Origin of the sequence: Hymenobacter sp. YC55 (assembly GCF_029433095.1) — a bacterium.
Lineage (GTDB): Bacteria > Bacteroidota > Bacteroidia > Cytophagales > Hymenobacteraceae > Hymenobacter.
Genome location: NZ_JARNTX010000001.1, coordinates 611578 through 636985 on the forward strand (window position 1 = coordinate 611578; position 25408 = coordinate 636985).

20 protein-coding genes are annotated in these 25408 nt (G+C 52.6%); 7 read left to right on the plus strand and 13 right to left on the minus strand.

Annotated features, from left to right (window positions below):
- Window positions 1–33: 33 nt before the first annotated feature.
- Together recN and P1X16_RS02635 are read left to right on the plus strand one after the other, a co-directional pair.
- Window positions 34–1707, plus strand: a complete 1674-nt coding sequence (recN, locus tag P1X16_RS02630; RefSeq protein WP_277226110.1) for a DNA repair protein RecN — start codon at window positions 34–36, stop codon at window positions 1705–1707.
- A 152-nt stretch (window positions 1708–1859) separates the two neighbouring features.
- On the plus strand, window positions 1860–2681 hold the full coding sequence (locus P1X16_RS02635; RefSeq protein WP_277226112.1) for an SDR family oxidoreductase: 822 nt from the start codon (window positions 1860–1862) through the stop codon (window positions 2679–2681).
- 387 nt (window positions 2682–3068) lie between these two features.
- Here the strand turns inward: P1X16_RS02635 and P1X16_RS02640 are convergent, their stop codons facing one another.
- On the minus strand, window positions 3069–3797 hold the full coding sequence (locus P1X16_RS02640; protein WP_277226113.1) for a hypothetical protein: 729 nt from the start codon (window positions 3795–3797) through the stop codon (window positions 3069–3071).
- 333 nt (window positions 3798–4130) lie between these two features.
- On the opposite strand from P1X16_RS02640, the gene P1X16_RS02645 reads away from it, so the two are divergent.
- The 4 genes from P1X16_RS02645 to P1X16_RS02660 all read left to right on the plus strand — a co-directional run bounded on the left by P1X16_RS02645 (window position 4131) and on the right by P1X16_RS02660 (window position 8963).
- Window positions 4131–5456, plus strand: coding sequence for a cytochrome P450 (locus P1X16_RS02645; protein WP_277226115.1), 1326 nt, complete (start codon window positions 4131–4133; stop codon window positions 5454–5456).
- A gap of 108 nt (window positions 5457–5564) precedes the next feature.
- Window positions 5565–5981, plus strand: coding sequence for a hypothetical protein (locus tag P1X16_RS02650; RefSeq protein ID WP_277226117.1), 417 nt, complete (start codon window positions 5565–5567; stop codon window positions 5979–5981).
- 176 nt (window positions 5982–6157) lie between these two features.
- Complete coding sequence (locus P1X16_RS02655; protein ID WP_277226118.1) at window positions 6158–6787, plus strand: class I SAM-dependent methyltransferase; 630 nt, start codon at window positions 6158–6160, stop codon at window positions 6785–6787.
- A 388-nt stretch (window positions 6788–7175) separates the two neighbouring features.
- Window positions 7176–8963 (plus strand): serine hydrolase, encoded by a 1788-nt coding sequence (locus P1X16_RS02660; RefSeq protein WP_277226120.1) that lies wholly within the window; start codon window positions 7176–7178, stop codon window positions 8961–8963.
- Between the two features lie 174 nt (window positions 8964–9137).
- Here the strand turns inward: P1X16_RS02660 and P1X16_RS02665 are convergent, their stop codons facing one another.
- Window positions 9138–10796 carry an FAD-binding dehydrogenase gene (locus P1X16_RS02665; RefSeq protein WP_277226122.1) on the minus strand — a complete coding sequence of 553 codons (1659 nt, stop codon included), beginning with the start codon at window positions 10794–10796 and terminating at the stop codon, window positions 9138–9140.
- Window positions 10797–11478: 682 nt separating this feature from the next.
- On the opposite strand from P1X16_RS02665, the gene P1X16_RS02670 reads away from it, so the two are divergent.
- Window positions 11479–13047 carry a hypothetical protein gene (locus P1X16_RS02670; RefSeq protein WP_277226124.1) on the plus strand — a complete coding sequence of 523 codons (1569 nt, stop codon included), beginning with the start codon at window positions 11479–11481 and terminating at the stop codon, window positions 13045–13047.
- A gap of 201 nt (window positions 13048–13248) precedes the next feature.
- Here the strand turns inward: P1X16_RS02670 and P1X16_RS02675 are convergent, their stop codons facing one another.
- From P1X16_RS02675 to P1X16_RS02725, 11 genes are all read right to left on the minus strand, one after another.
- On the minus strand, window positions 13249–14112 hold the full coding sequence (locus P1X16_RS02675; protein ID WP_277226126.1) for a glycosyltransferase: 864 nt from the start codon (window positions 14110–14112) through the stop codon (window positions 13249–13251).
- 310 nt (window positions 14113–14422) lie between these two features.
- On the minus strand, window positions 14423–15103 hold the full coding sequence (locus tag P1X16_RS02680) for a metallophosphoesterase (RefSeq protein ID WP_277226129.1): 681 nt from the start codon (window positions 15101–15103) through the stop codon (window positions 14423–14425).
- Between the two features lie 97 nt (window positions 15104–15200).
- Window positions 15201–15809, minus strand: a complete 609-nt coding sequence (locus P1X16_RS02685) for a hypothetical protein (RefSeq protein ID WP_277226131.1) — start codon at window positions 15807–15809, stop codon at window positions 15201–15203.
- A gap of 203 nt (window positions 15810–16012) precedes the next feature.
- Window positions 16013–16420: a hypothetical protein gene (locus tag P1X16_RS02690; protein ID WP_277226132.1), complete on the minus strand. Its 408-nt coding sequence runs from the start codon at window positions 16418–16420 to the stop codon at window positions 16013–16015.
- 136 nt (window positions 16421–16556) lie between these two features.
- Window positions 16557–17375 carry an alpha/beta hydrolase gene (locus tag P1X16_RS02695; RefSeq protein ID WP_277226133.1) on the minus strand — a complete coding sequence of 273 codons (819 nt, stop codon included), beginning with the start codon at window positions 17373–17375 and terminating at the stop codon, window positions 16557–16559.
- An 87-nt stretch (window positions 17376–17462) separates the two neighbouring features.
- Window positions 17463–18476, minus strand: coding sequence for a hypothetical protein (locus P1X16_RS02700; RefSeq protein WP_277226134.1), 1014 nt, complete (start codon window positions 18474–18476; stop codon window positions 17463–17465).
- A 214-nt stretch (window positions 18477–18690) separates the two neighbouring features.
- Window positions 18691–19203, minus strand: a complete 513-nt coding sequence (locus P1X16_RS02705) for a hypothetical protein (RefSeq protein WP_277226136.1) — start codon at window positions 19201–19203, stop codon at window positions 18691–18693.
- Window positions 19204–19232: 29 nt separating this feature from the next.
- A complete protein-coding gene (locus P1X16_RS02710; RefSeq protein ID WP_277226138.1) occupies window positions 19233–21044 on the minus strand; it encodes an ABC transporter ATP-binding protein in 1812 nt (603 codons plus the stop codon).
- A gap of 111 nt (window positions 21045–21155) precedes the next feature.
- Window positions 21156–21950 carry an alpha/beta hydrolase gene (locus P1X16_RS02715; RefSeq protein WP_277226140.1) on the minus strand — a complete coding sequence of 265 codons (795 nt, stop codon included), beginning with the start codon at window positions 21948–21950 and terminating at the stop codon, window positions 21156–21158.
- A gap of 368 nt (window positions 21951–22318) precedes the next feature.
- The gene (locus P1X16_RS02720) at window positions 22319–23605 is read right to left on the minus strand and encodes a M20/M25/M40 family metallo-hydrolase (protein WP_277226142.1); all 1287 of its coding nucleotides are present in this window, start codon (window positions 23603–23605) and stop codon (window positions 22319–22321) included.
- A 176-nt stretch (window positions 23606–23781) separates the two neighbouring features.
- Window positions 23782–25401 carry a SusD/RagB family nutrient-binding outer membrane lipoprotein gene (locus P1X16_RS02725; protein WP_277226144.1) on the minus strand — a complete coding sequence of 540 codons (1620 nt, stop codon included), beginning with the start codon at window positions 25399–25401 and terminating at the stop codon, window positions 23782–23784.
- Window positions 25402–25408 lie beyond the last annotated feature (7 nt).

Here is a 25408-nt window from a genome sequence, read left to right on the forward strand (position 1 = left end):
AGCTACGGCCGGTGCCGGCCTTCACTTGATATTATGCTGGTTGATCTTCGCATCCGCAATTACGCTCTGATCGAGCAGCTGGAGCTGCGGCCTTCAGCGCTCCTCAATATTATCACCGGCGAAACCGGCGCCGGTAAATCCATCATGCTTGGCGCGATTGGGTTGCTGCTCGGCAACCGCGCCGACTCGCGCATGCTTTTCGACACCGAGAAGAAATGCGTAATCGAGGGGCAGTTCGATATTTCCAGCTACCAGCTCCAGGATATATTCGAATCCGAGGACCTCGACTACGATACGCAGTGCATCCTGCGCCGCGAAATTAGTCCGGCGGGTAAGTCGCGGGCCTTCGTGAACGATACGCCCGTGACGCTGGAAACACTGCGGCACATCGGGGCCAACCTGATGGATATTCACTCGCAGCACGATACGCTGCTGCTCGGGGATGCCGTGTTTCAGCTTAACCTGCTGGACTTGTATGCCGGCTTGATACCCGCGCGGGGCCAGTACAGCAGCGCCTACCGCCAGTACCGCAAGCTGGAAGCCGACCTGAAATCGTTGGAAGACCAGGTAGCCAAGGCCAACAAAGAGCTTGATTACCATAGCTTCCTGCTGAATGAGCTGGAAGAAGCCCGCCTCGACAACGAACAGCAGGACGAGCTAGAGCAGGAAGTGAAGCAGCTTGAACACGCCGAAGAAATCAAGTTCAAGCTCACCAACGCCCTACAAAGCCTGAGCGAAGGCGAGTACTGCGCCAGCAGCAGCCTAAAAGACGCCGCCATTCTGCTCGGCCAGATTGCTCCCTACGCCGACACCTTCCGCGACCTGAAGGAGCGCCTCGATAGCTGCCTGATTGAAATCAACGACATTGCTGCCGAGGCCGAAGCCGCCGAGCGCCGCACCGAGGGCGACCCGGCTCGCATTGATGAGCTGCAAAGCCGTCTCAACGTCATCTACAACTTGCAGCGCAAGCACCAAGTGCGCGACATAGTAGCGCTGCTGACCGTGCGCGACGAACTGCGCGACAAAGTCGGCTCGGTACTGAACCTAGACAAGCAAATTTCTCGCTTGCGGCGAGATGCTGAAGGGGCATTAGCCACCGCTACCAAACTAGCTACTCGTCTTTCTGAGTCGCGCCGCAAGAGTTTCCCGAAATTCGAAAAGGAATTGGTAGCTCTACTGGCCGATTTAGGAATGCCTAACTCGCGCATAGTAGTACAGCATCAGGCCGGACCATTGACGGCTAGCGGCATGGATGTTATCAGCATCCTGTTCACGGCCAACAAAGGGGCGCAGCCTCAAACGCTCAGCAAGGCCGCTTCGGGTGGTGAATTCTCGCGCCTTATGCTATGCATCAAGTACATGCTAGCCGATAAGACTGCCTTGCCAACCATCGTATTCGACGAAATTGATACCGGTATTTCCGGCGAAATTGCGGTGAAAGTTGGCCGTATGATGCAGCAAATGGCGCAGAAGCACCAGCTGATTGCCATTTCGCACTTGCCGCAAATGGCCGCCGCCGGCGATACGCACTATTTCGTGTACAAGCAAGACCGCGCCGACCGCACGGTGAGTTGCATCAAGATGCTGAACCTCGACGAGCGCATCAGCGAAATTGCGCACATGATTGCTGGAGCCAATCCGAGTCAGCATGCCTTCCAGAGTGCCCGCGAACTACTAGCTATGCGCGGCGAGGAATTAGTAGGATAAGGCGAGATTGAAAAATGTCATTCCGACCGGCAGGGGGAATTAGGTAGCCGCTCTTGAAGCGTACTTAGATTCCTGCTGCCGGTCGGAATGACATTTTTTTGCCTCTTTTGTAACTCCAACTACTCTCATCTGCTCAACTACTTTTTCCCCATATGTCCAACAACCTACTTGCTGGCAAGGTCGGCATCATTTCTGGTGCGCTCAATGAAGAATCTATTGCCTGGAAAGTGGCACTGAAAGCGCATGCCGAAGGAGCTCGGTTTGTGCTCACGAACGCGCCACTAGCCATGCGCATGGGCGAAATCAACCGCCTTTCCGAGCAGTGCAACGCCCCCATCATCCCGGCCGATGCCACTTCGATGGAGGATTTGGAAAAGCTTTTCAGCGGCGCGCAAGAACACCTCGGCGGCAAGCTCGACTTTGTGCTGCACAGCATAGGCATGAGCGCCAACATCCGCAAAGGCAAGCACTATGGCGAGTTGAATTACGAGTGGTACCAAAAGACGCTGGACGTATCGGCTCTGTCGTTCCATAAGATGCTGGCCGTAGCCGAGAAGCAGGACGCCTTCAACGAATGGGGTTCGGTGGTAGCGCTAAGTTACATAGCCGCTCAGCGTGCCTTCCTCGACTACACCGATATGTCGCAGGCCAAAGCCGTGCTCGAAAGCATTGCCCGCAGCTACGGGCAGCGCTTAGGTAAGCTCAAGAAAGTGCGCGTTAACACCATCTCGCAGTCGCCTACCAAAACCACAGCTGGTACCGGCATCAGCGGTTTCGATGCTTTCTTCGAGTACGCCAACCGGCTGTCGCCGCTCGGTAATGCTCCGGCCGAAGCCTGTGCTGATTATGTCGTGAGCCTGTTTTCGGACCTGACCCGCTACGTAACCATGCAAAATCTCATGCACGACGGCGGCTTCAGCACCACCGGTATTTCCGAGGAAATTGTGGAATTGATTACGAAAGCTAACTCGTAAGCTTTCCGCTTACAGGAACGCAAAAAGCCCGACCAAGTGGCTTGTTCTGACCCAACTCTTATCAAGAAAGCGCTGGCCGTTAGGGTAGCGCTTTTTTGATGCCTTATTTTAAGGACGACCACACATAGCATTTGTCGCAGGTCCCGGTAGTTGCCCTAGCTGCGCCCATACAAGAGCTTGTCCTTACCCAACTGGTTCACTGAGTCTGGCTTCAGAAGTCAAGACGCCTTTCTACTCGTAAGCTGATTATTCTTGTTGCCTCCTAAACAGTCCGCGCAGGATCAAAAAAGCCCTCCTAGCCAACATGGTTAGGAGGGCTTCTAAATATTGGGTAACAACAAGCCAGATGCTCGGGCTCTTTGCTTTACTGTAGACGGAGAAGTGGTTCTATTTTTTGAGTAGTGCTATTTCCTTGGTTTGCACCATAACGGTGTCTTTGCTGCCAAGCTGCGCAGGCAGAGCAGTGTTAAACGTGTTCCATTCATTATTGTAAGCGGAAGAGCAGCCACCAAAATTTCCATAAGCAAGAACCGCCCAACTCAGAAGTGTTAGGACAGGCTTACCGTTTTTGAGGGTTAGCACCCGTGTCTCCCGCCCGGTGCAATAGGAACCCGAGTAGCCACTAGCCGATGACACTGCTTGCCAGTTGAGCTCCGGATAGACGGTCTTGATTTTATCGCCTAACTCAGTGCAGTGGTTGCTTGGTCCGTCGGTGGTTTTAAAAAACCTCGATTCGGCCAGAGTGGTTAGCGTCAGTTGTTCCTGGGTTCTAGCCGTTATTTCAGTTTCGACAACCTTAGCGTTCTGATTGGGCTGTTTGAACGACAGGATAACTTTGCCGGCAGGTTGAAACTGTACTTCAATAGAGCTGCTGTCGGGTATAGTTTGATTTCCAAACAGGAAATACTCTTCTGCGCGCCTCCGTTTGATAAAAGATTTGATGACTTGCTGATCGGTTATCCGCCGGCCGCCCATTGTGTAGAGTTGAATAGGGCCGGGTACTATAGTGTTGCTGGTTTCATAAGTGCCTTCTAATTGGATAATGGGGTCGGGGTCTTTCTCGCAACTAGTGAGCAAAGTAAGAAGAGCTACTCCGGTAAATAAACGTTTGAACATAGAGGCTAAAGCAGAAAGTTGTTAGCTAATGAAGGGCTATAATACAGCCGCAAAAGTAAGTATATTATATAATTATTTTATGTTAATAGCCTTGTAAATAGTTTTGCAGTTCATTGTAGTAGGACTATACCAATTGATGATTGTACCAAGTGCGAGGCTCCCGCTAACAGCATATGGTCATCGTACTAGTCGCTGAGCTGAGACAGATTAAGACAATAGCAGTAGGTTTTGTAGGTGCGACGGCCTAAAAACGAGAAGCTCGGCTGCATCTTGCTAGGGGCTGGTGCGTAGGAATGGAGCCGGTCATACACTCACCTCCGGCCTTATTTCCTTATGCCCGAAATCGTCCGCGACCCAAAGCTCGACAGCACCTTAGACGTGCTGCGCCAAGGCTATACCTTCCTGTATGACCGCAGCCGCGAGTATGACTCCGATATATTTCAGATTCGTTTGATGGGAATGCAGGCTATATGCCTGCATGGCCCCGAGGCTGCTCAGCTGTTCTATGACCCGGAGTATTTTATCCGCACCGGAGCTATTCCGCGGCGAGTACAAACCACGTTGATGGGATTGCACGCTATTCAGACGCGCGACAACGGGGAGCACCGCTGCCGCAAGGAGATGTTTATGTCGCTGATGGTGCCGGAGAGTCGGCAGCGGTTGATGAGTTTGTTGGCCGAGCAGTGGCAACAGTATGCGCAACGGTGGGAGCAAACAGAGGAAGTGGTTTTGTTCCGGGAGTCGCAGGAGATTCTGTGCCGGGCTGCTTGTACTTGGGCGGGAGTGCCGCTACAAGAAGACGAGGTGGAACTCCGAGCCCGTGACTTCGGCGCAATGATTGACGGTTTTGGCGGCGTTGGCCCGCGGCATTGGCGTGGCAAGCAGGCCCGGATACGCGGCGAAAAATGGATGCGCGGAATCATCCGAGACATCCGCTCCGGCAAATTGCAGCCTCAGCCAGGCACCGCCGCCCATGCGGTGGCGTGGCATCGGGAGCCTGATGGTGAGTTGTTCGACGTGCAAATGGCCGCTATCGAACTCATAAATGCGGTGCGTCCCATCGTGGCTATTGCCACGTACATCGCCTTCGCGGCCGTGGCCCTGCACGAGTATCCGCCGTACCGGCAGCAACTGCGCAATCCGTCGGAAGACTATGCCGAGTTGTTTGTGCAGGAAGTGCGGCGCTACTTCCCGTTTACGCCGTTTGTGGGAGCTATTGTGCGCGACAATTTCACCTGGCACGGCTTCAAGTTTCCGAAAGGGACCATGGTACTGCTCGACGTGTACGGCACCAACCGCGACGCGCGGTGGTGGCAAGACCCGGAAGTGTTCTGGCCCGATCGGTTCCGCCACTGGCAAGACAACGCCTTCAACTTTATTCCGCAAGGCGGCGGCGACTTCCTCACTGGCCACCGCTGTGCCGGCGAGTGGATCACGATTGAAGCCATGAAACAAGCCGTGCACTTTCTCAACGAAGGCATCACCTACGATGTGCCACCTCAAGACCTACGCTACGACCTGACCCGTATGCCTACGCTGCCAGCCAGTGGTTTTGTGATGCGTAATGTGCGCGTCACTGGCAAAACGGCTCCTATCGTTACGCCAGTGGCTAGTCCCGCTCCAGCTCCTACCGGAGGGTGCCCGTTCCATCATGGGTAGTGGGAAGGAAGGGCCTCAAGCTGAGCTATAACTTTCATGGATGCGCCGCGTTCGATAAAGGCAACCGTAGTGGCTCGCTTTTCAGCTGCCTCGTAGAAACCCACCGCCATGCAGGATACCAAAACACTCGAAGAACTCTTAAATACCCAGCAAAAGAAGCTCGCCTTCTTCCAAAATCTTGTGCTGGTAGCCGCTGCCGATGGGCAGTTGGACAAGGAAGAAGGCCAATTCTTGTTGCAAATCGGCAACCGGTTGTCGCTCACCTATGAAGATGTGCAGCCTATTGTCGACAACCTCGGGGTACTGAGCTTTATCGTACCTTCTGAGGGACTCCAGAAAACCTTGGAATTGCAAACCCTGGTGCAAATGATGCTGCAGGACGGCCAGATTGACCCGCGCGAATATGGCCTCTGCATGGAATACGCTAACCGCATCGGCTACAGCAAAGGCATCCTGGATGACATGGTTGCTCAACTAACCGGTGGCACTCCCGATTCCGGCCGCAATGCCGCTACCGTCAGCTAAAGAGATGTTTTAGAGTTAGCCTAAACGAGAAAGAGACGCGAATTTTCGCGTCTCTTTCTCGTTTAGCAAGTAGGAAGTAAAACCAACAACTAGTAGAGTTGACCGTTGCTTTCTGTTGTTAGTTGGAGCACCTATATTGCTCTGCCTCAACCTAAACGTCTTCCTGTATACTTATTATGAATATTCAGCAAGCCTACAATACATGGGCCGACACCTACGACACGGTTCTCAACAAAACGCGCGATTTGGAGGCTCACGCCATCAGAAGTGTATTGGAAACGGCAAGTGTCTCGGAAATAATAGAGCTAGGATGCGGCACTGGCAAGAATACGGAATGGCTAGCTACCAAGGCTACTTACGTCACCGCTGTTGATTTCTCGGCCCAGATGCTTGACAAAGCCAAGGAGAAACTGCAACTGCCAAACGTAACGTTTCAGCAAGGCGACATTACCAAGGAGTGGCACTTCGTCGACAAGCCCGCCGACCTACTTACGTGCAGCCTTATTCTAGAGCATATCCAAGACTTAAACTTTGTGTTCGCGCAGGCTTACCAAGCACTCAAGCCTGGTGGGTTGTTCTACATTGGCGAGTTGCATCCGTTCAAGCAGTACCAAGGTAGCAAAGCCCGCTTCGACACGGCCACTGGTGCCGTATTCGAATTAGAGTGCCACGTACACCACATTTCAGACTACACCGAAGGCGCCCGCAAAAACGGCTTCAGTTGCGTAGCCTTGCAAGAATGGTTTGATGAAGAGAATCCAACTGGTGTGCCACGAATTGCCTCGTTCCTGTTTCGGAAAGAGTAGAGACGTGAGAACGGGCCTTGCTAGTAAATGGCAGAGTTGAGCCTTGTGATGTTAGTTGTGCGTGTTACTTCGAGCAACGCACATGCAACAGTTCATCCGAGAAATGCTTGTACAGGCGCATTCGAGAAATCAGTAGTGCGCTCCAGTATTTGGCGTAAGGATGAGCAGTGATTTTGCTTTATAAATTATGTTGTCTTTGAAGCGGTAAAATGCAAATGTCTGTTTGTTGATTTATAATAGTTATTTGAGCTTATTATATTGTAAAAATTATAAATTATACACAATAATTGTATTTTAAACTTCAGATTATATAATAAAATTGCCATGTCATTCGAAGTCTAAAGTAGGCTGTGAATGACGGTTTTATGGCTTTTTATTTATATTTAATTTGAAGAAATTTTACACTCTTATCTTCTTCTTACTATCCTTTAATGTTGGAGCCCAAACGGGGATTCCGGTTCCAGAATTTAAACAGTTTGAAGTGGCGTTGCAGCAGTTTATGCAGCGCTGGGAAATCTTAGGTGCCTCGGTTGCTTTCGGTACGGAAGACCGGCTGGTTTACGCACGGGCATTCGGCTACGCCGATTTAGCCCGTACTGAGCCCTTGCAGCCTTACCACTTGCTACGGGTAGCTAGCCTCTCGAAGCCAGTAACTGCTATGGCCGTTTTGAAGCTGGTAGAGCAAGGCCGTATCAACCTGGCCGGCAAAGCATTTGGGCCGCAAGGCTATCTGCGTAGTCCGTATTACACGAGCGTCATCACCGACCAACGGGTCTACGACATCACGGTGCAGCAACTGCTCGAGCACAGCGCTGGTTGGGACCGGCTTGTTGGCTGCGACGGGTTCGGCAGCTGCGACCCGGTAGACTTTCCTCTGCACGTAGCTAAAAAGCAGAATGTGCCTAGCCCCGTTGGCGACTCTACGATGGTGCGCTTCCTGCTGTCCAAAAAGCTAAACTTCGCGCCTGGCACGCGCTACGCGTATTCCAATATAGGCTACCTGGTGTTGGGCAAAATAGTGGAGGCAGTCACGGGGCAGGGCTACGAAACCTGGGTGCAAAACAACTTGCTTGCGCCTGCCGGTGCACTCGAAGCCCATTTAGGCTATGACCTGCGCGCAAATCGGATGGAGCGGGAGGCGGAGTATCAAAGCCAATACCGAACGCTGGCTTGCAATGGCTCGGGGCAAACTGTGCCCGCCGCCTACGGAGGCTTCCACCTCGAAGCTATGAGCGCCCACGGCGGCTGGGTGTGTTCGGCCCGCGACTTGGTGCGCCTAGTACAAGCTGTGGAAGGCGGCCCCGACCGCCCTGGGTTGCTGACGCCCGCCACGCTAGCCACTTTGGTTCGTCCTTCTACTTCTGAGCCGGGGTATGCGAAGGGGTGGCAGGTGAACCGGACCGGCAACCGCTGGCACGGGGGGCGGTTAGATGGCACCGCTACTTACTTGGTGCGCACTGCTGGGGGCTATACGTGGGCTATTCTGCTCAACACTTGTCCGAGCACACCGGCCTTTTGGCAGGAACTCGACCAATTGGGCTGGATTGCCGTTCCGGCTGCAGCCGGGTGGCCGTCTCACAACCTCTCTACTCCGCTACAAAACGCTACGGCCCTTACTGCCACCCAAGATACGGCAAGCGTGCTGCTGCGCTGGACCCGGGGGACGGGTACCCGCCGCTTGGTGCTGATGCGCGCCGATGCACCAGTTGATGTATTTCCTACGGACGGGGTTCGGTACACGGCCGCCCCTTTCGGCCAGGGCGAGCCGCTGGGCCATGGCACCTACGTAGTAGCCGATGAAGCTGCTGATTCCCTCACTATCCGCAATCTGGACGCGCGGCATTCCTACCACATTCGAGTAGTAGAATATGCCGACAACGCCGCTACCCATAATCAGCCTGTGTACACCCTGGACGGGAACCCAACCTTGGTACTGCAACCAACTGGCGTATTGGCACTGAACATATATCCTAACCCGGCGCACGAAGAACTAGCTGTGGCGGGCTCTAGCGTTACGTTGCCATACGAACTGCTAAGCCAAGACGGAAAGCAGGTAACGAGCGGGCAGATGGCACCAGGACAAACCATACCCGTCGTTGACTTACAGCCCGGCACCTACTTCATTCGTTTTCAAGCGCCAGAAGGGCCTATTTCTCGCCGCTTCGTGAAGGAGTAAGCATCATTTGCGGTTGGGTTTGAAAACGTAGCAAGCTTTAACACAACGTACCAATAACCACTCTGAGTCCTGCTTAGTTAGCAAGCCGCTTCGGCAAGCTAGTATGGGTTCCAAGCAGGCTCGGGGTGCTTGATAAATGCAGCTTGCTTAAGGCTGTACTGTACATTAAGAATTCTAGAGTACTGCCTGGGCAGCGGCGCGTCCTGCTATGCGGCCTGAAAAGAGGCAGCCCCCAAGAAAGGTGCCTTCCAGCGCTCGGTAGCCGTGCATGCCACCACCACCAAAACCTGCTACTTCCCCGGCCGCGTAGAGTCCCGGTACCGGTTCACCATTGGCTCCCAATACCCGGCCCGATAAGTCAGTCTCAAGCCCGCCCAGCGACTTGCGAGTGAGGATGTGTAGGCGGACGGCAATCAGCGGCCCCATAGCCGGATCAAGCAGCTTGTGGGGTTTGGCTGTCCGAATAAGCCTGTCGCCTAGGTACTGGCGGGCTCCTCTGATGGCCGTAATCTGCGAGTCCTTGCTGAAGGAGTTATCGATTTGCAGGTCACGCGCTACTATTTCCTGTTCCAGCTTCTGAAAGTCGAGTAGGGGTTCGGGAGTTAGTGCATTCATGCCCCGTACCAAATCAGGCAAGTTCTTTTCCACTACAAAGTCAACGCCCTTGTTTTTGAAGGCTTCTACGGGGGCCGGGGCTCCTTTGCCCACCGCGCGGCGCAAGGTCTGGCGCCAGCTTTTATTGGTTAGGTCGGGGTTTTGCTCGGAGCCAGAGAGGGCAAATTCTTTGCGGATTATTTTCTGCGTCAAGACAAACCAACTATGGTCGTAGCCGGTTTGGCGCAGGTGCTGGAGCGTACCTAGGGTGTCGAAGCCTGGAAACAACGGCACGGGCAACCGGTTGCCGCGAGCATCTAACCACAACGAAGAAGGACCTGGTAGAATGCGGATGCCATGGCGACTCCAGATAGGGTTCCAATTGTCAACCCCCTCGGTGTAGTGCCACATCCGGTCTTGGTTGATGCATTTGGCGCCAGCCGCCTCACTAATGCCGAGCATCAAGCCGTCTACATGGTCGGGCACGCCTGAGAGCATGTGCTGCGGTGGGTTACCCAAGCGGGCCGGCCAATTCTGGCGTACTAGGTCGTGGTTGGCTCCAATGCCCCCGGAGGTTACGATAACAGCCTGGGCACGAAACGCGAAGTCGGACACTACCAGCCGAGAGCTTTTCTCGCCCCGCAATACGGAACTTGGCTCTAGTATTTCTCCGAGTGCTCCGTCGATTATGCCGTTGGTTGACGTTAGCTCCGTAACCCGGTGGCGAAACTTAAGCGTGATTAAGCCACGCTTTACGGCCTCGCGCACTCGGTGAGCAAATGGCGCTACTACGCCCGTGCCGGTGCCCCAGGCCACGTGAAAACGCGGCACCGAGTTGCCGGGTCCCATAGCTCCGTAGCCACCCCGCTCGGCCCAGCCCACCACCGGAAAGAATCGGACACCCATCTGGTGCAGCCAGCTACGCTTTTCGCCTGCGGCAAAACCTACATAGGCTTCGGCCCACCGCCGGGGCCACTTGTCCTCGGTGCGGTCGAAGCCTGCTGTACTAAACCAGTCCTGCAGAGCCAGCTCGTAGGAGTCGCGGATGCGGAGACGCCGCTGTTCGGGAGAATCAACTAAGAACAACCCTCCGAACGACCAAAACGCTTGACCACCCATATTTTGCTCGGGTTCTTGATCGAGCAGTACTACCCGTTTGCCTGCATCAGCAAGCTCAGTTGCTGCTACCAGCCCTGCCAAGCCCGCCCCAATGATTAGTACGTCGGCCTCCGTTTGCATGGTAACTAGATTTTTGCCTGTCCTTGAGGGCTGCTGGCGCAACAGAGTCAGAGCAAGGTGGGTGATTTTCTGATGTAGCGAATATACCAATGTCTCGGCCAACTTCGGATGGGCACGAATAGGCGTTTGGCGCAACGGCCGGAGAAAGTACCAACAGCTAAATGCGTGCTAAAAGACGCAGTGAGACTAGGACAGGATAAGGAGGGCGGCTATTCTTTGAGCAATGTGTCGGTGTACTCTGCTTCGGGAATATAAGGCAGCTTAGCCCGACAGGTTTGAAAGCGTGCTGTTCTTGTACATTTTATGATCTTACGGATATATACAATTTTTAATTGGAATACGTATATTGCGGCGTTGCTATGCCTTGCTGCCTCTACCTAAGAGAGTTCCTCTTGATAAGCGGTACACCTGCTTTCAGGGGGCTGGTAGCTACTCTAAATCACCTGCGGTTAGTGCACAAGGCCTTAAGCAAGTGAAAAAGAATAGAATCCTGAAAGGATACTAAATAGCGCAAATGCCCTTGCTGTAGATAATTGATCTACTTTTTCCTGGTGCTCGATGCCGGAGTAAAACTGTCCTCTTCTTACTTGTGCTACTGAGCGCCCCTGCTACACTCCGTTGTAAGGCGCGGGTACTAGTACGCGAATAAAATTGCCCATTATTTACATTAAATTCTTGCGTTTTGAGACTTAAAGACAGCTTCTGGATTTTTTTTATTGTTCTGCTTTGTATTCATGCAGCTTTAGTCTTGCGTATTGATTTCTTTCCGTTTGCCGATGTACCTAGTCATTTAGCAGAAGGAGTTATTTATAGATATTATAATGATGCTTCGAATTTATTTAATCAATATTATACATTAAACTATAAGTTTTACCCGAATACGTTTCACTTATTCTTTTTTGCGTTACCTATTTTCCCTGACGTAGAAATTGCAAACAAGATATTGCACCTACTTCTCGTCGTTACGCTGCCAATACTAGTTCTGCTCATAATTAAGGAATTAAATGGCAATAGGTGGTTTGCTATTATCTCTTTTATACTCGTTTATAATTATAACCTAACTTTTGGCTTTACCGGAAACGCCATTGCTAATAATGTGGTGCTGCTTATTTTGTGGTTGTGGCTGCGAGCTGTTAGCAACAAGTCTAGGTATGTGAGGAATATGATTTTTATATCCTTGCTGTTACTAGTCGTGTATTTTTCGCACGCTATGGTGGCCTTGTTCTGTATGATGATGGTTGGGTCCTTTCTGCTGTATAGGTACAGGACCAACTTCATAGGCTTAGTTCTGAATTCTTTTGTTTTGGTGCCTTTGGGCTTGCTAGTTGTCTATTGGTGGTTTGTTCTTCAAAAATCAGCCGAGAATAGCGCAGGGTTTACAACCGAAGAAACGTCGACCGGAGCGTTTATGAAAGAGTACTACATGCACGAGTACTTGCAGACTTTTTTAATTAGAGCCAAGTTTATTGTGGCTGATAATGCGCAATTGTTTAATGGCCCACTTGGAAAAATAGTTGCTCTGCTGCTAGCTTTTATAATCCTGGTTCCCTTTATAATAATTGCTTATAAATATTTCTTTAACAGAAATAATGCGCAGCAGCAAGGGTTATTTCCTGCCATAGATGAGAAGATGGCCTACGTGTTTATATTATTACTTGTAAGCTGTTTTTGCTATTTTATTTTGCCTCAGCGTATTCCGGGGCAAGAGCCACTGTACGAGCGGTTCTCTACTATCCTGCTGTTTGCCTTACTATTTATTGCCTGCAAAGCGCCCCAGGTAGATAATAGAGTTTTTGCGTATGCAGCTATTCTCGTGGCTTTTGCGCATTTGATACTGTGGGGTCAATATTTCTACCAGTTCGATCAGGAAAATAAAGGCTTCTCTGAGGTGTTGCCAAAAGATAACACGAAGAAATTATCGTATATGAATTATGATCCTAACTATAGAGGGAGGATGATATACGACCATTTTCAGAATTATTTCATAGTGCGCGATAAGGGAATTTCCACAACTAGAATAATTGATTACAGATTCGGTATGATCAGAAGAAAGGCAAGCGGCGGATTGCCGTATCAGGCGTATATGTACTATAATGAGAGCCCGAGAGAAATGATTGCAAAGTCAGACTACTTGTTGGTAAGAGGTGATATTGCTGCTCGTGATCAAAAAATCCTTGATTCTCTGAATACCTTCCGGAAAGTGAAGGATGTCAATAAGTGGCATTTATTGCAAAGAGTCAGTAAGCAATAACCCACAGCAAAACGGGCCTAAAACGGGCCGTTAACGGATTTTAGAGTCTATTCTGCGCTAATCGACCACGGCATAGGCAAGGCTTCGCTTTTGTGGGCGCAATAAAAAGGCTGGCGTACTAGCTTGGGTTACGTAACCCAAGCTAGTACGCCAGCCTTTTTATTCCTTGCTGTTGTATGCTTTCAGTGCCGACGCTAGGCGTTATCTGCCGAAGAGCAGGTGTTTGCTTTTCTTGGCAATGCTGTACAAGTGAGCTGGTATCTTGTCGATCCACTTCATGTGGATAACGGACTCGGTCAGCAGAGAGTAGTTCGTTTTGTAGACGGCTCGGTGCGAAGTGGTCTTGTAAATGTTGTACTGAAGACCCACAACCGACTCGTCGGCTACTAATCGGTGGGGAGCAGTTGGCAGCAACGGATTGATGGCAAGTGTGTAAGCAAGCGGGCCAGTCAGCCTGAGCACACCTATGCCGCCCGTGCCATGGAGCCACGGCCGGTAGTTGTCGATGTTGGTAAGCACCGTTTCAAGCACCGCTTTCAGAAAGGGGTGGCCGGGGGCGGCAATAATGTGCCACTGCTGGTATTCACCACCCGGCAGGTGTGCCACTTCTTTCGAGAGGCCAAAGCCCTCGTGCGATTCGCCGGGCTTGTTTCGCCAATGCGCTAGAATGTACCGGTCGTCGGGCAGTAATACCTCGTCGAGGGGGCGCGTGCACGTACTCTTGATGTCCAGATAAACGCCGCCGCGCTTGTAGAGCAGCAGATAACGAAACAAATCGGCACGGGCTGCGCCGTACCGTGGATTTATGCGCTCATAATAACTGAGTATGCGAGGCCCGTAGTTTTCGGTAATGAATGCCTTGATATCATCATCGTCGTGAAGGATGTGCTCCCAACCGGGGTTCAACTTCTTGAGGTTGTTGACATTCTCCTGTAGCTCGGGCGGCAAATTCTTCGACATAAACGTCTGATGAATCACACGGGGAATAGCCGTGCCTTCATCTAGGGGCTGCAAATGAGCTTGCCTGCCGGTGTGTGGAGCAGGAGAGGAAAGAGCTTGTGTCATAGTTGATACGATGCAATCTGATAAGGGCCAGCCAATCACTGCCTGACAACAATATTGCAAATCCTGCGCAAAGATGTAAAAAGAGTAAGAAGCTAGCGGGCGTCAGCAAATACAACCTCATACTTTCTTGTTCGTCAATGACGAAAACTCTCCGGTATTCACCATCAGGGCTCCTTTAGCAGTACCCTACCATCGCCATCAACTGTACGACATACCGTGGCTTGCCATTGCTGCAGCCGGCAGACTAGCTTGCTACTCGATGCTAGTCAGGGTCATAGCAGGGAGGCCCGTATCGTGAGGACCTTAACCATTAACGGCCTTTCACGCCCGGATAGAGCTCCTGCACCACGTCGCTCTGTACAAACTCTTTGGTGCGGACGTTCATCAAACTCAAGCGGCCACCGTAAGCGGCACCTTGGTCAACGTTCCAGACATTGGCGCGTTGAAGCGGGACTTTGCTTAGGGGCCAAGTAGGAGTATGGCCGATAAAGCATTCTTTGTACGCAGAAGCCTCCAGGCCATAACGCCACAGCGTGCGCGTCCAGATCAATTCGTACGGTTCTTGCTCGGCAATAGGAAGGGTTGGGTCGTAGCCGGCATGGACGTAAAGATTACCGGCCCTGTCTTCGTAATAAGGCCGCTGCTTGCCAAAAAAAGAGTGGAAATGCCGTTGAATCTGTTCTTTGGGGCCTTTCGAGTAAGCGTCGAACGTCGCTTTACCGCCTTGCAGGTACCAAATTTGGTTTAGCTGAGTTTGTGGTAGCGAAGTAGCCATCCACTCGGCGGCCCACCAGTCGTGGTTGCCTTGCAGCCAGATGCTATTGGGAATGGTAAGTAGCCGCTCAACGCATTGCGGGGTTTCGGGCCAGCCGTCGGCTACGTCGCCTAGGTGGACGAGACGGTCGATGCCCGGGCGAAACGGGCTGCGCTCCAGCACCTGCTCCAGGGCCCGGAAAGCGCCATGTATGTCGCCGAGTACGTAGGTTTCCATGTGCTTACTACGTGCAAACCAGCGGTAGGGCAATGCTTCAGACAGCAGACGCTGAAGCGCGCCATCTGCGTTGAACCTTCGCGCCGGAGCTGTGGTATCAACGGCGGCCGAATACTAGTTTAACGACTATAAACACGGTGCCGAGCGCTATAAGAAATAGGCTCGAAAAGTAGCCGACCCATTTCTCGCCGGTTTTAGTAAACAGATAATCGTCGCGTTTACCACCGTATACGGTAGTCGCCCTGACAGCCCCGGCTGGGCTAATAACGCCGACGGCAAATACCTGAGAGCCCCGGTCGAACCCTTTGTAGTTAACCTTTTTCCTGTTCTTTTGGATGGTGGACCGCTCTATCATATACCCCGCCTCAATAGGTATGGTGGCACCACCAACGTCGAGTAATAGGGGAGGAGTAACCCAATCGTCTTCTACCCAAACGGCTCCCTGTTTGTCGGAGTACTTCAATTCGCTGCTCCGAACGTACGCTACCAACGTGCCGTAGCGCTGCGCCGTGGCAGAACTAATACGGCCTTCCACCAACACGGGAGTGCCGTGCGGGAGCCCCCGAACCACCGAAGCCGGTTGCGGCTCAAGGGCGCGAATTTGGTCTAGTACAGTGTTCGAGAAATAAGTAAGTGCCAGCAACTGGGCGCAGCCATACGCTATAGCTAAAGCCCCAAAGATGACAAGCTTGTACTTCTGGAACACAGGCAATACTTTTTCGCACAGGTGAAGAGCAGCTAGCCCTACAGTGCCGTGTCGAGGCAGTTACACACTGATACAAGCTAGCCGAGCACTAAAATACTTCGCACAAGCGTTTTCGGGTAGGGCGTCGCAAAAGAAAATGCAGAAATATACCTGGCATGGCTTTGCCGCTTTGCACCTTGAAGCAGTAGCGTTAAAGTTGAAGGCTACTTCTGGGCCCGAAGCCAAGCCTGAGTGTCTTCCAGGTTATCGAATAAGTAGATATCGAGCTGGTCGCTGATACGAAACTTCAAGTCTTCGATGGAAAGTTGGCCGAAAATGTCAGGCGACACGACCTGGCCAATAGAGCGAAGCCCTTCCTTGATAATAAGCGGCGTCCAGACCTGTTGAATCCAGTCGTTGGCATCCGTGAAGGTGCCCACAAGGTCGCGGTGGTCGTTGAGCAGTTTGGGGCAAGGCGTCTGCCGCAGCAAGTCTAGATATGTAAGGCCGCCGTCCATTACGGTGCCCAGGGTCTGGCGGCCATACCAACGGGCGTGTATCCAGTTTTCGTCTTGGTCGTACTCTATGGTCAGGTACACGCTTCCGTCTCCCCGCCGCAGCGAATCAATCATGTTAGGTGTGTCAGATAAAGGGCCTAGGCTGCCTCGCGCAAGGAGACAAAGCTACAAATAACGGCGTAGCAATATATTAGTTGTGCTCCTGCGCCGTCGACACGCAAATCAGCTTGTGCACAGCATTAGCAGGAGCTTAGCGCGAAGGAGGCAAGATGGCGCGCGCCCGGAAAAATTCGTCGGTTTTGCGGTTGAATTCGTCGGCGTGTTCGTGGAGGGTAGCGTGGCCACTATTGGGAATAAGCCAGAGCCAAGCGCGAGGTAGATTCTGGTAAATGGCCACCGTATGCTCAGGCCGAATAACGTCTCGGTCGCCGGCGATGATGAAGGCAGGAGCCTTGATGCGCGCCAGTGCCGTCAGCGGGATGTGCGGATGCCGCCAGTCGAGCAGGAAAACTTTCCAGTCGTTTTTGCGAGTCGGGTCGGTGAAGGTTTGGGTGCGGCCTTCCTGGTAGCCACGCTTCATTTGCTGCCACAGTTCCGGCATCAGGGCCGTGGAATCGGGCCAGAGGTTGGCGCCGGTAGCAGCCAGCCGTTTCACTTTCTCGGGGTGGCGCAATGCCAGCAGCAGCGCCGTAATGCCGCCGTCGCTCCACCCAAGCACGTAGGCCGAATCGAGGTGCAGGTGGGTGAGTAGGGCGGCGCAGTCATCGGCCAGCATCTCGAAGCTCAGCGAATCGGCGCGGTCCACCGATTTGCCGTGCGCCCGGCTATCCATGGCAATTACGCGGTAGCGCTTGGCGAAATAGGGAATGGTCTTGGCGAATTCTTTGCTGCTACCGCCGTTGCCATGCAAGAGCAGCAGGGGCGGACCAGCACCATACGCTTCGTAGTACAGCTTCACACCGCGCACGGTAGCATACTTGCCGGCAGCGGGATTATTGCCATACGGTACCGCCTGCCCATAAGCCAGTCGGGTGAGTAGCAGTAGCGCAACAAGTAAGAGATGAGGCATAGTCAGGTAAACTATACCCTAAAGTAAACACTGGCGGCAAAGTCCTTGCGCCTCAGCCTCCTTATTGATAGCCCGTAGGAAAACGACTTACCGCTTCTGAAGATACAACAAGGTTGACTGATTGGAAGGGCCATACTTGTCGTTGATCAGAAAATAGCCACCTCGGTAAGCAGCTAGTCCCTCCCAGTTGTAGGTCATATACTCTTTGGGCAACTCGAATAAGGGCTTCCAACTGATTTTGTTGCCTTTGTAGTGCACGCTGATAAGTCGGCAGTAGTTCTGGTAGCCGCTATCCTCCCGGATGAGCCGCGTGTTCGGGTCGTTGGCGGGGGTGCGGTACACGCTGTCGTCGGCGCCACTAAAGAAGTAGTTGATAGCAGTAAAGCGGTTTTTGCCTTCTTGCACCATGTCTGTTACGCGGAAAGGCAGACGCGCCATTGGTACATACTTCGGAATGTCGGGCGTAGCGGCAGCATCGGGGAGGGTGAGGGCGTAGTTGTCGTGCGTGAAGTAGTTGTATTCATAGAGCAACAGCAGGCTTTTGCGGTAGCTTGCCATAGCTTCAAAGCCCGCATTGTAGATGTGCGTGCCGTTGGTGAGGGTAGGTTTGGCTACTGCCACCAGATAGCGCACGTCTAGGGTGATGGTGGCCTGCGCATCGTCAATCGAGCCCTTAACCACGTAGCAGTAAGGCGAAAGTGTGGCCGTTTCAATCGAGAAATACACCACGTTGTCCAGCATGGTCAGAGCTTCCAGCCCTTCGTAGTGTTGGCCCGCGCTGTCTATCCGGGTCTTAAGCTTATCGAGGTTTTGGATAACGTATTTCTTATACGTCAGCTCCGCCGACTTCTGGGCCAACTGGCCGTAGATGCTAGCCAGGTCCAAGGCGTATACTTTGGCCTCAGCCTGCTCCTGCAAGCGGCTCTCGGCGAGCAGTAGCAACTGATTTCTATGGAGATATAACCCCGAAAACTGATTGTTGCGGTCGGCTATTTCCTTCGGTAAGCTGAGGGTACGAACGGTAAAGGGCGACTTTTGAGCAGTGGTTGCGCTGGTGTGTAGCAGCAGAACCAGGAGAAGCAGGTGTGGAAAGCGTAACATCTAGTAGCAAGAAGAGTACAGGCCGAATCGGACAACGAGGCAGCCTGCAAAGTTCGCTATGGATGGATGAAGCTAGCTATAGAAAATATGAAGAACGGTGGGAATAGGAGTCCGCTCGTGCAGCAAATGAGGTATAACTTCATCGTCGTTGCTAGTCACGAATTATGCTACGTTAGACTGGCGCCAGTGTGGCAAAATCTAGCATCTGACGCCGCTATATCCAGATGACTGGATTATTTGTTTCTAAAGATGCAGTTAGCACTCTACGCAGCGCATCCAGGATGTAAGCGTGACGGATACCAACTTGCACCAATTTGGTTGACTCAAATGCCATTATGTATTCCATTGAAAGAGCATTAATTTCCTGCAGCGCTGTAGCGGCGTGCTCGATTGGCAAAGCACCACTGTTGGCAACAGGTAAGTATTGATTCAACGCTTGAAAGCGGCGTGGGGCATTCAATTTAGCTAGAGTTGAACGGAAATTGGCCATACCAGATATGTTCTGGAGGTGTTCGTAAGCGTAATGCATATCCGGATGTATGCAAGCCTTCATTTGCCATGAATCAAACTCTAAGTACCACGCTAAGCGTGTAGTCTTAGTTAAGCCAAGTTCATCAAGATTGATATATACACCTTCCTCATCTACCTGCACATATTCCTTGTGTGGTGGCTCTGTTGTAAGACCATCCCGGTAGCAGTTGCATCTAACAATAGCTGCGTATCCCATAGTGCATCAGTTAAGCCACGAAAATTACTTCACGCCGCCGTATCGCCTACCTCGTCTTCATCATCCACCAGCACGCGGGCTAGTTTCTCGATGTTGAGGCTGCGAGCAGAGGCGTCGAAAATTTCGCGGTAGGTGCCGCGCTGGTCGTAGAGCTGCTCGTGGGTGCCGCTTTCCACCATGCGCCCTTCCTTCATGACGTAGATGCAGTCGGAATCCACGATTTGGGCTAGGCTGTGGGAGATGATGATGACGGTGCGTCCCTGCTTGATGGCGTCGAGCGAGTTCTTGATTTGCTCGGTGGCAATAGCGTCGAGGGAGGCGGTAGGCTCGTCGAGGAAGATGATGGGCGGATTTTTGAGGAACAGCCGCGCAATGGCAATACGCTGCTGCTGCCCACCCGAAAGCTGCTGCGCATCGGATTCGTACTGCTTGGGTAACTGCATGATCTGCTCGTGTAAGTAAGCTTGCTTGGCAGCGTGCTGCACTTGCTCGAAGCTGGCATTCATCAGGCCGTAGCGGATATTCTCCTCGATAGTGCCTTTGAAGATGTGGTTTTTCTGGAGCACCAGCCCAATTTGCTGGCGTAGGGTGTGGGTGTCGTAGTCGGCTAGGGGCTTGCCGTCGAGCAGCATTTTGCCACGGTCGGGGGCGTAGAACTTGCAGAGCAGGTTGATGATGGTGCTCTTGCCCGCCCCGCTCAGACCCACCAAGGCAGTGGTTTTGCCGGCTTCAATGGTTAGGCACACGTCGTGCAGCGCCTGGGTGCCGCTAGGGTAGGTAAAGTCGACGTTGCAGATGTCGAAGGTGCCGTGCAGGTGAGTGGGTTGCAGCGGGCCCGTGGGCTCCACGGCTTCTTTGGCATCGAGGATGTCGAAGAAGCCTTCAGAGTAAGTGAGGGCGTCGTTCATTTCATCATAAATGCGGTGCAACTGCCGGATAGGTGCCGACACGTTGTTGAAGAGCAAGATGTGGAACATGATGGCCCCAATGGAAATCTGCCGGTCGAGCACCAGATAGGCCGTCAGGATAATGATGAGCACCACGCCCACCTGCTCGGTGAAGGTTTTGAGGCCGTCGAAGAGAAAGTTGGTTTTGCGGGTTTGGAGCTGAGCTTCCTGGAGGTTTTGCTGCGCCTGCGCTTGCTTCAGTTCCTCGTAGTCTTCGCGCACAAAGCTCTTGATGACCACCGCCGAGTCGATGAGGTTGACGAGGCCCTGGCTTTTGGCTTCGCGCAGGCCCCGTAAGGCCCGACGAGTGCCGTTCAGCTTGTCGGCCTGCCGGTAGCTGATCCAGAAGTACAGTGGCAGAATGCACACCGCTACCAAACCCACGTACAAGTTGGCCGAAAACATAACGACCAGCGCCACAATGGCATTGGCAAACAGCGGCAGAATGTCGATAAAGAAGTTCTGCACTAGCTTCATGAGGCTTTCCACGCCCCGATCAATGCGGGTTTGGAGCTTGCCGGTCTGGTTGCCATTGTCGGAGTAGAAACCAAGCTGGTAGCTCAGAATCTTGCGCACCGCATCCTGCGAGAGGGTGCTCGACACGTTGATGCGGATTTTCTCGCCGTAGAACTTCTGCCCGAACTGGATGAAGGTGTTGATGATTTCCTTGCCCAGCAGCAGCCCACTTACCAGCAGCAGCAAGTTGGCCCCTTCTATAAGACCTTTGTTGGCGTTGAGTAGGCCCTGCACCGTATCCACCGTGTAGCGCAGCACAAAGGGATTTACCTGCGCCGCCAACGACCCTACCAGCGTCAGCAGCAAGGTGCCAAGCACAAGAGGCCGGTAGGGCCGGACGTACGGGTAAAGGCGCTTGATAATTTCCCAGAGGCTCATGCGTCGGTAGGGGCTAGGTAAGAGGTAGCCGGTTAGACGCGGGAGTACTGGACGAGGTTATCCTAAAAGAAGAGCTGCCTCCGAAAGCATAGGATAAGAGAGCTAGTCAACTCAAATTTCCAGGAAAGCTTCAATGGCTTGCAGCGTTTCGCGGGGGGCGCTTACGTGCGGGCAATGTCCGTTGACCGGCAAAGTGATAAGAGTTGCTCCCGGAATGGCAGTTTTCAAATAGTCGCCTACTTCCGGTGGCGCAATAAGGTCTTGAGCGCACTGTACCAGCAAGCACGGAGTGTGCACATGCGGCAAATCCTGGCGGTTATCCGACAAGAAAGTAACGCGGGCAAACTGCTTGGCAATAGAAGGATCATTTTGGCAGAAACTGTGAGCCAACTCAGCCGCCAGTGAAGGACGGTCAGGAGTGCCCATCAGAAATGGAGCAAAAGAGTCGGCCCAGCCTACATAGTCTTGCTCCATGTAGGACAGCATGGCCTCAACATCCCCTCGCTCGAATCCACCATAGTAGTCGGATTGGTTGAAGTAGCAGGGAGAAGGGCATAGTAGTAGCAGTTGCTGAAACCGAGTGGGCTCTTCAATAGCGGCAAGCATCCCAATCATGGCACCCACCGAATGGCCTACCAACGTGACATCGGTAAGTTCTAGCTCCCTACAAATTGCAAGCACATCCTGCGCATAGCCGTCCAGCGAAGCATACTTGGTGGGGTCATAAGCCGATACGTCGGATTGCCCCGCACCTATATGATCGAAAAGCACTAGGCGGAATTGCTTGGAAAGAGGCGGTAAAATGTAGCGCCAAATGCTTTGGTCACACCCAAAGCCATTCACGAATAGGAGGGTCTGTTGCCCTTGACCTATTACTTGTACATTGTTTTTTTTGAGCACATTCATAGATAACGCTATAGCCTAGTAACACTGAATTTATTTTTTAGTGATATTCAATATCAATTAATTTCAAAATAGGACGGATTTCCCCTTTTTTCTCGCCTTTTCCGGCAGTTTTACCGTCCGTCGATTCAAAATGGGAGCGTTTTGGACAGCTTTGCTGAAGGTAACAAGCCGATTTAGGCCGCTGTGAGGGAGTTCGACGGCAATGCTTCCAGTCAATACGGTTCAGGTATAGCGCAAGAATACCCGCAGCTGCTTTTACACATAATGCCTGTAGCGCAACACGTGGCGCTACAGGCTAATCCATCTTAATAAGTAGGCTGAGAGCAGTGCATAGTAGCCGTATCACTCCATGCTACAACTGCTCTATTCTAGCGAGTAAGCCGGTAGATCATAAGGGCCGCACGCTGCACAAGCAAGGGAAACTCCTTGGTGTTGAGAGTTTCGCCGGGAGCGTGGGCACCTTTGCCCGAAGCCCCCAGCCCATCGAGGCAGTCCAGGTACTGCGCCACCAACGACACGTCGCCAGCGCCGCGGGAGCCTGGGTCGCCAGCGGTTACGGGGCCAAAGCCTAGGTCGCGGCTCACTTGATCAGCGAGTGCGGCTAATTTCTGGTTGCCGGGGGTGGGAGGCATTCCTGGCAGGTTGTCGGTGAAGGATATTTCGGCGCGGGTGTTCGGGAGGCTGCGCGCCACTATTTCGCGCATCTTCACCCGAGCGTCTTCCTTCTGCTTTTCGGTGAGAAACCGTAAGTCCCCAGCCACTGCTACTTCCGGCGAAATGATGTTGGTTTTGCCGGCTACCTCGCCATGCGCTTTGGCTGCCTCATACTTCACCTCTGAGCCACCCACAATCAAACCCGGATTGAACGTCAGGTACTGTTCCTGGCTTAGCTTCTCCCGGAACTCGTTCAGGATGCGGGCCGCCTCGAAAATAGCGCCGTAGCCCACATTTGGCTTGAAGATGGTAGACGAGTGGCCCGCCTGCCCATACGTTTTGAGTTGCCAGCTACTAGAGCCGCGCCGCGCCGTTGCCACCGAGTGCAACCCCGCCGCCGACTCAAAAGCCAGCGCCACATCCGATTCTTTCGCCTTGGCAATGAAGTCGGCGCGGCTGGCTTCGCCTTCTCCTTTGCGCTCTTCGTCGCCGGTGAAATAGGCCGTGATGGTGGTGTTGTCGAGCAGGCCGTTTTGCTGCAAGGCCTGCAAAGCCGCTAGAATTACTACGTCGCCGCCTTTCATGTCGTTGAGACCTTGGCCGGTAGCGGTCGAGTCGTTGAGCTGCGTGTATTTGGTGAAGGGCATGTCCAATTCAAATACTGTGTCGAGGTGCCCGATCAGGAAAAGCTTCTTGCCTTTTTTGCCTTTGCGCTGCGCCACCAAATGGCCTGCTCGTTGCATAGCCGGGGGCATGGCTACCCATTCGGTTTTAAAGCCGATAGCATCAAACTCTTTGCGCAGTATAGCTCCCACCTCTTGCACGCCTTTCTGGTTCAGGGTGCCGCTGTTGATGTTGACGAGTTGCACCAGCAGCTTCTCACTCTGCGGCATATTCTGCTTGACGGAGGCAATTATCTTTTGCTCGGTGGCGGTCAGCTTCTGGGCATTGGCAGCAATGCTGCACGCCAGCGCGCAAGCAAGGGTAAGTTGTTTTCTCATAGAATAAGGTAGAACAGCTTTCAAGAAAAAACATACAGGAATGGCCTGGCTGCTGCTAACTAGGTATAATAGATAGCGCCTGCAGCGCAGTACATATGAGATGACGCCTACTATAGGTAGCATAAAAAAGGGGGTTGAACAATTCAACCCCCTTTTTTATGCCTAGACCTTATCAGTTAGTCCATTACATCCCAGAAAATCTTGGAAGTGAACTGATTTACATCAGTAGGAATATTCGAGAAGTTTGTGCTGATTTCTGTTTGTGGATATAGCAGCCGAACTGGCAGCTTATCAGCTCTTGGCGAAGTGGATTGCAACGAAGCCGGAAACTTAGGGAAAGCAGTTCTTCTGTACTCATTCCAAGCCTCAATGCCAGTGACCGAGTTCATTGCCAGATACTTCTGGTAGATAATCTTCTCCAGCTTGCTTACCGGACGAGTTGGGCTGCTTGCTGGAGCTCCCAACGTAGTAGTAGTGGTAGCTGCATCCCAATCCACTAAGCCATTGGTGGTATTTGCCGCCAGGTATTTCGCGTAGTCAGCAGCCGCGTTGGCCGATACGTTGCTGGTAGTGCCTGCGCGGCTAGGAGCCGGCGCGTAGAAATACACAAACGAAGTGCGGATACCGTTGTTATAATCGGTTTTTGCGGCGGCATCACCACCGGCTAGGAAGCCTCTGGATTTAGCTTCTGCCTGTAAGAAATAGCTCTCCGCAGCGAGCATGAGCGGCGTGGGAGCATCGTACCCTTTTAGAATGCCACCGTAATCTTTCCAGCGAGATATCTGGGTGCTACCAGGCAGTGGGTTTGGGTCGCCTAAGACTACCCCTTTGTATTTGCCGCTGAAAGCGCCAGCCGATGCTAGTACGTAGAGTTGTGATACCCGAGGGTCATTGTTCTTATCGTACTGATCAATGACGTATTGCGTACCAGCCTGATAGTTGCTCTGGGCAATACGCGCACCTGCAGGGTTGGCACGGTAGGAGTTCCAGAAAGGATTCTGCTTGCCAGCCGTCTGCAAATAGCCTGGTTGCACTAATACATCGGCAGTAACAAAGCCATCAGCCGACCGTAATTTGGTCATTTCAGTTTGCACGTACCCACTCAGGCTCGGAACGAACGATTGACGCAGCAGCATCCGGAGTTTAAGCGTGTTGGCAAACCGAATCCAGTTAGCCATCGTACCCCCGAACACAATGTCTTCGGGTCCTACGGCTACGGCTGCGGTGTTAGCTTGCTCGGTTTTGATGGCAGCTACGGCTTCGTCGAGCTTTACCACTAAGTCTTTGTAGATGTCTTCCGCCTTGTCGTATTGCGGGGCAAGGACAGGTGCCGTTGCATCAGCCTGTAATGACTGAGAATACGGGATGTCGCCGTACTGATCAACCAGCAGTTGATAGTTCAACGCCTTCATGATTTTGGCAATCGACGAGATATAAACCAACCCCTGAGCGGCACCATTCTTCTCGATGTTGTCGTAATCCTTGAGGTTGTCGTACACAGATCCCCAAAGCCCTTGCTGGTAGGTGCTGCTGTAGGTGTAAGTGCGTTCTGCGTTGTAGCCGTTTACCGTACCCGTTTTGCCCCAATAACCGGCGGTCCAGCTGCCATATGTATTCAACGTGAGGCCATAGTTGTCGGCAGTCACTTTTAGTGCTTGCGCCAATATGGCGTTGGGCGTCGCTGACTCGAGGGTTAAGCTGTTAGGGTTCTCGTTGATATCGAAAAAGTCGTCGCTGCAGCCGGTCATCGCGGAGACGAGCGCTAGAGCCACCAAAAACTTACTTGTATTTTTCATCACTATT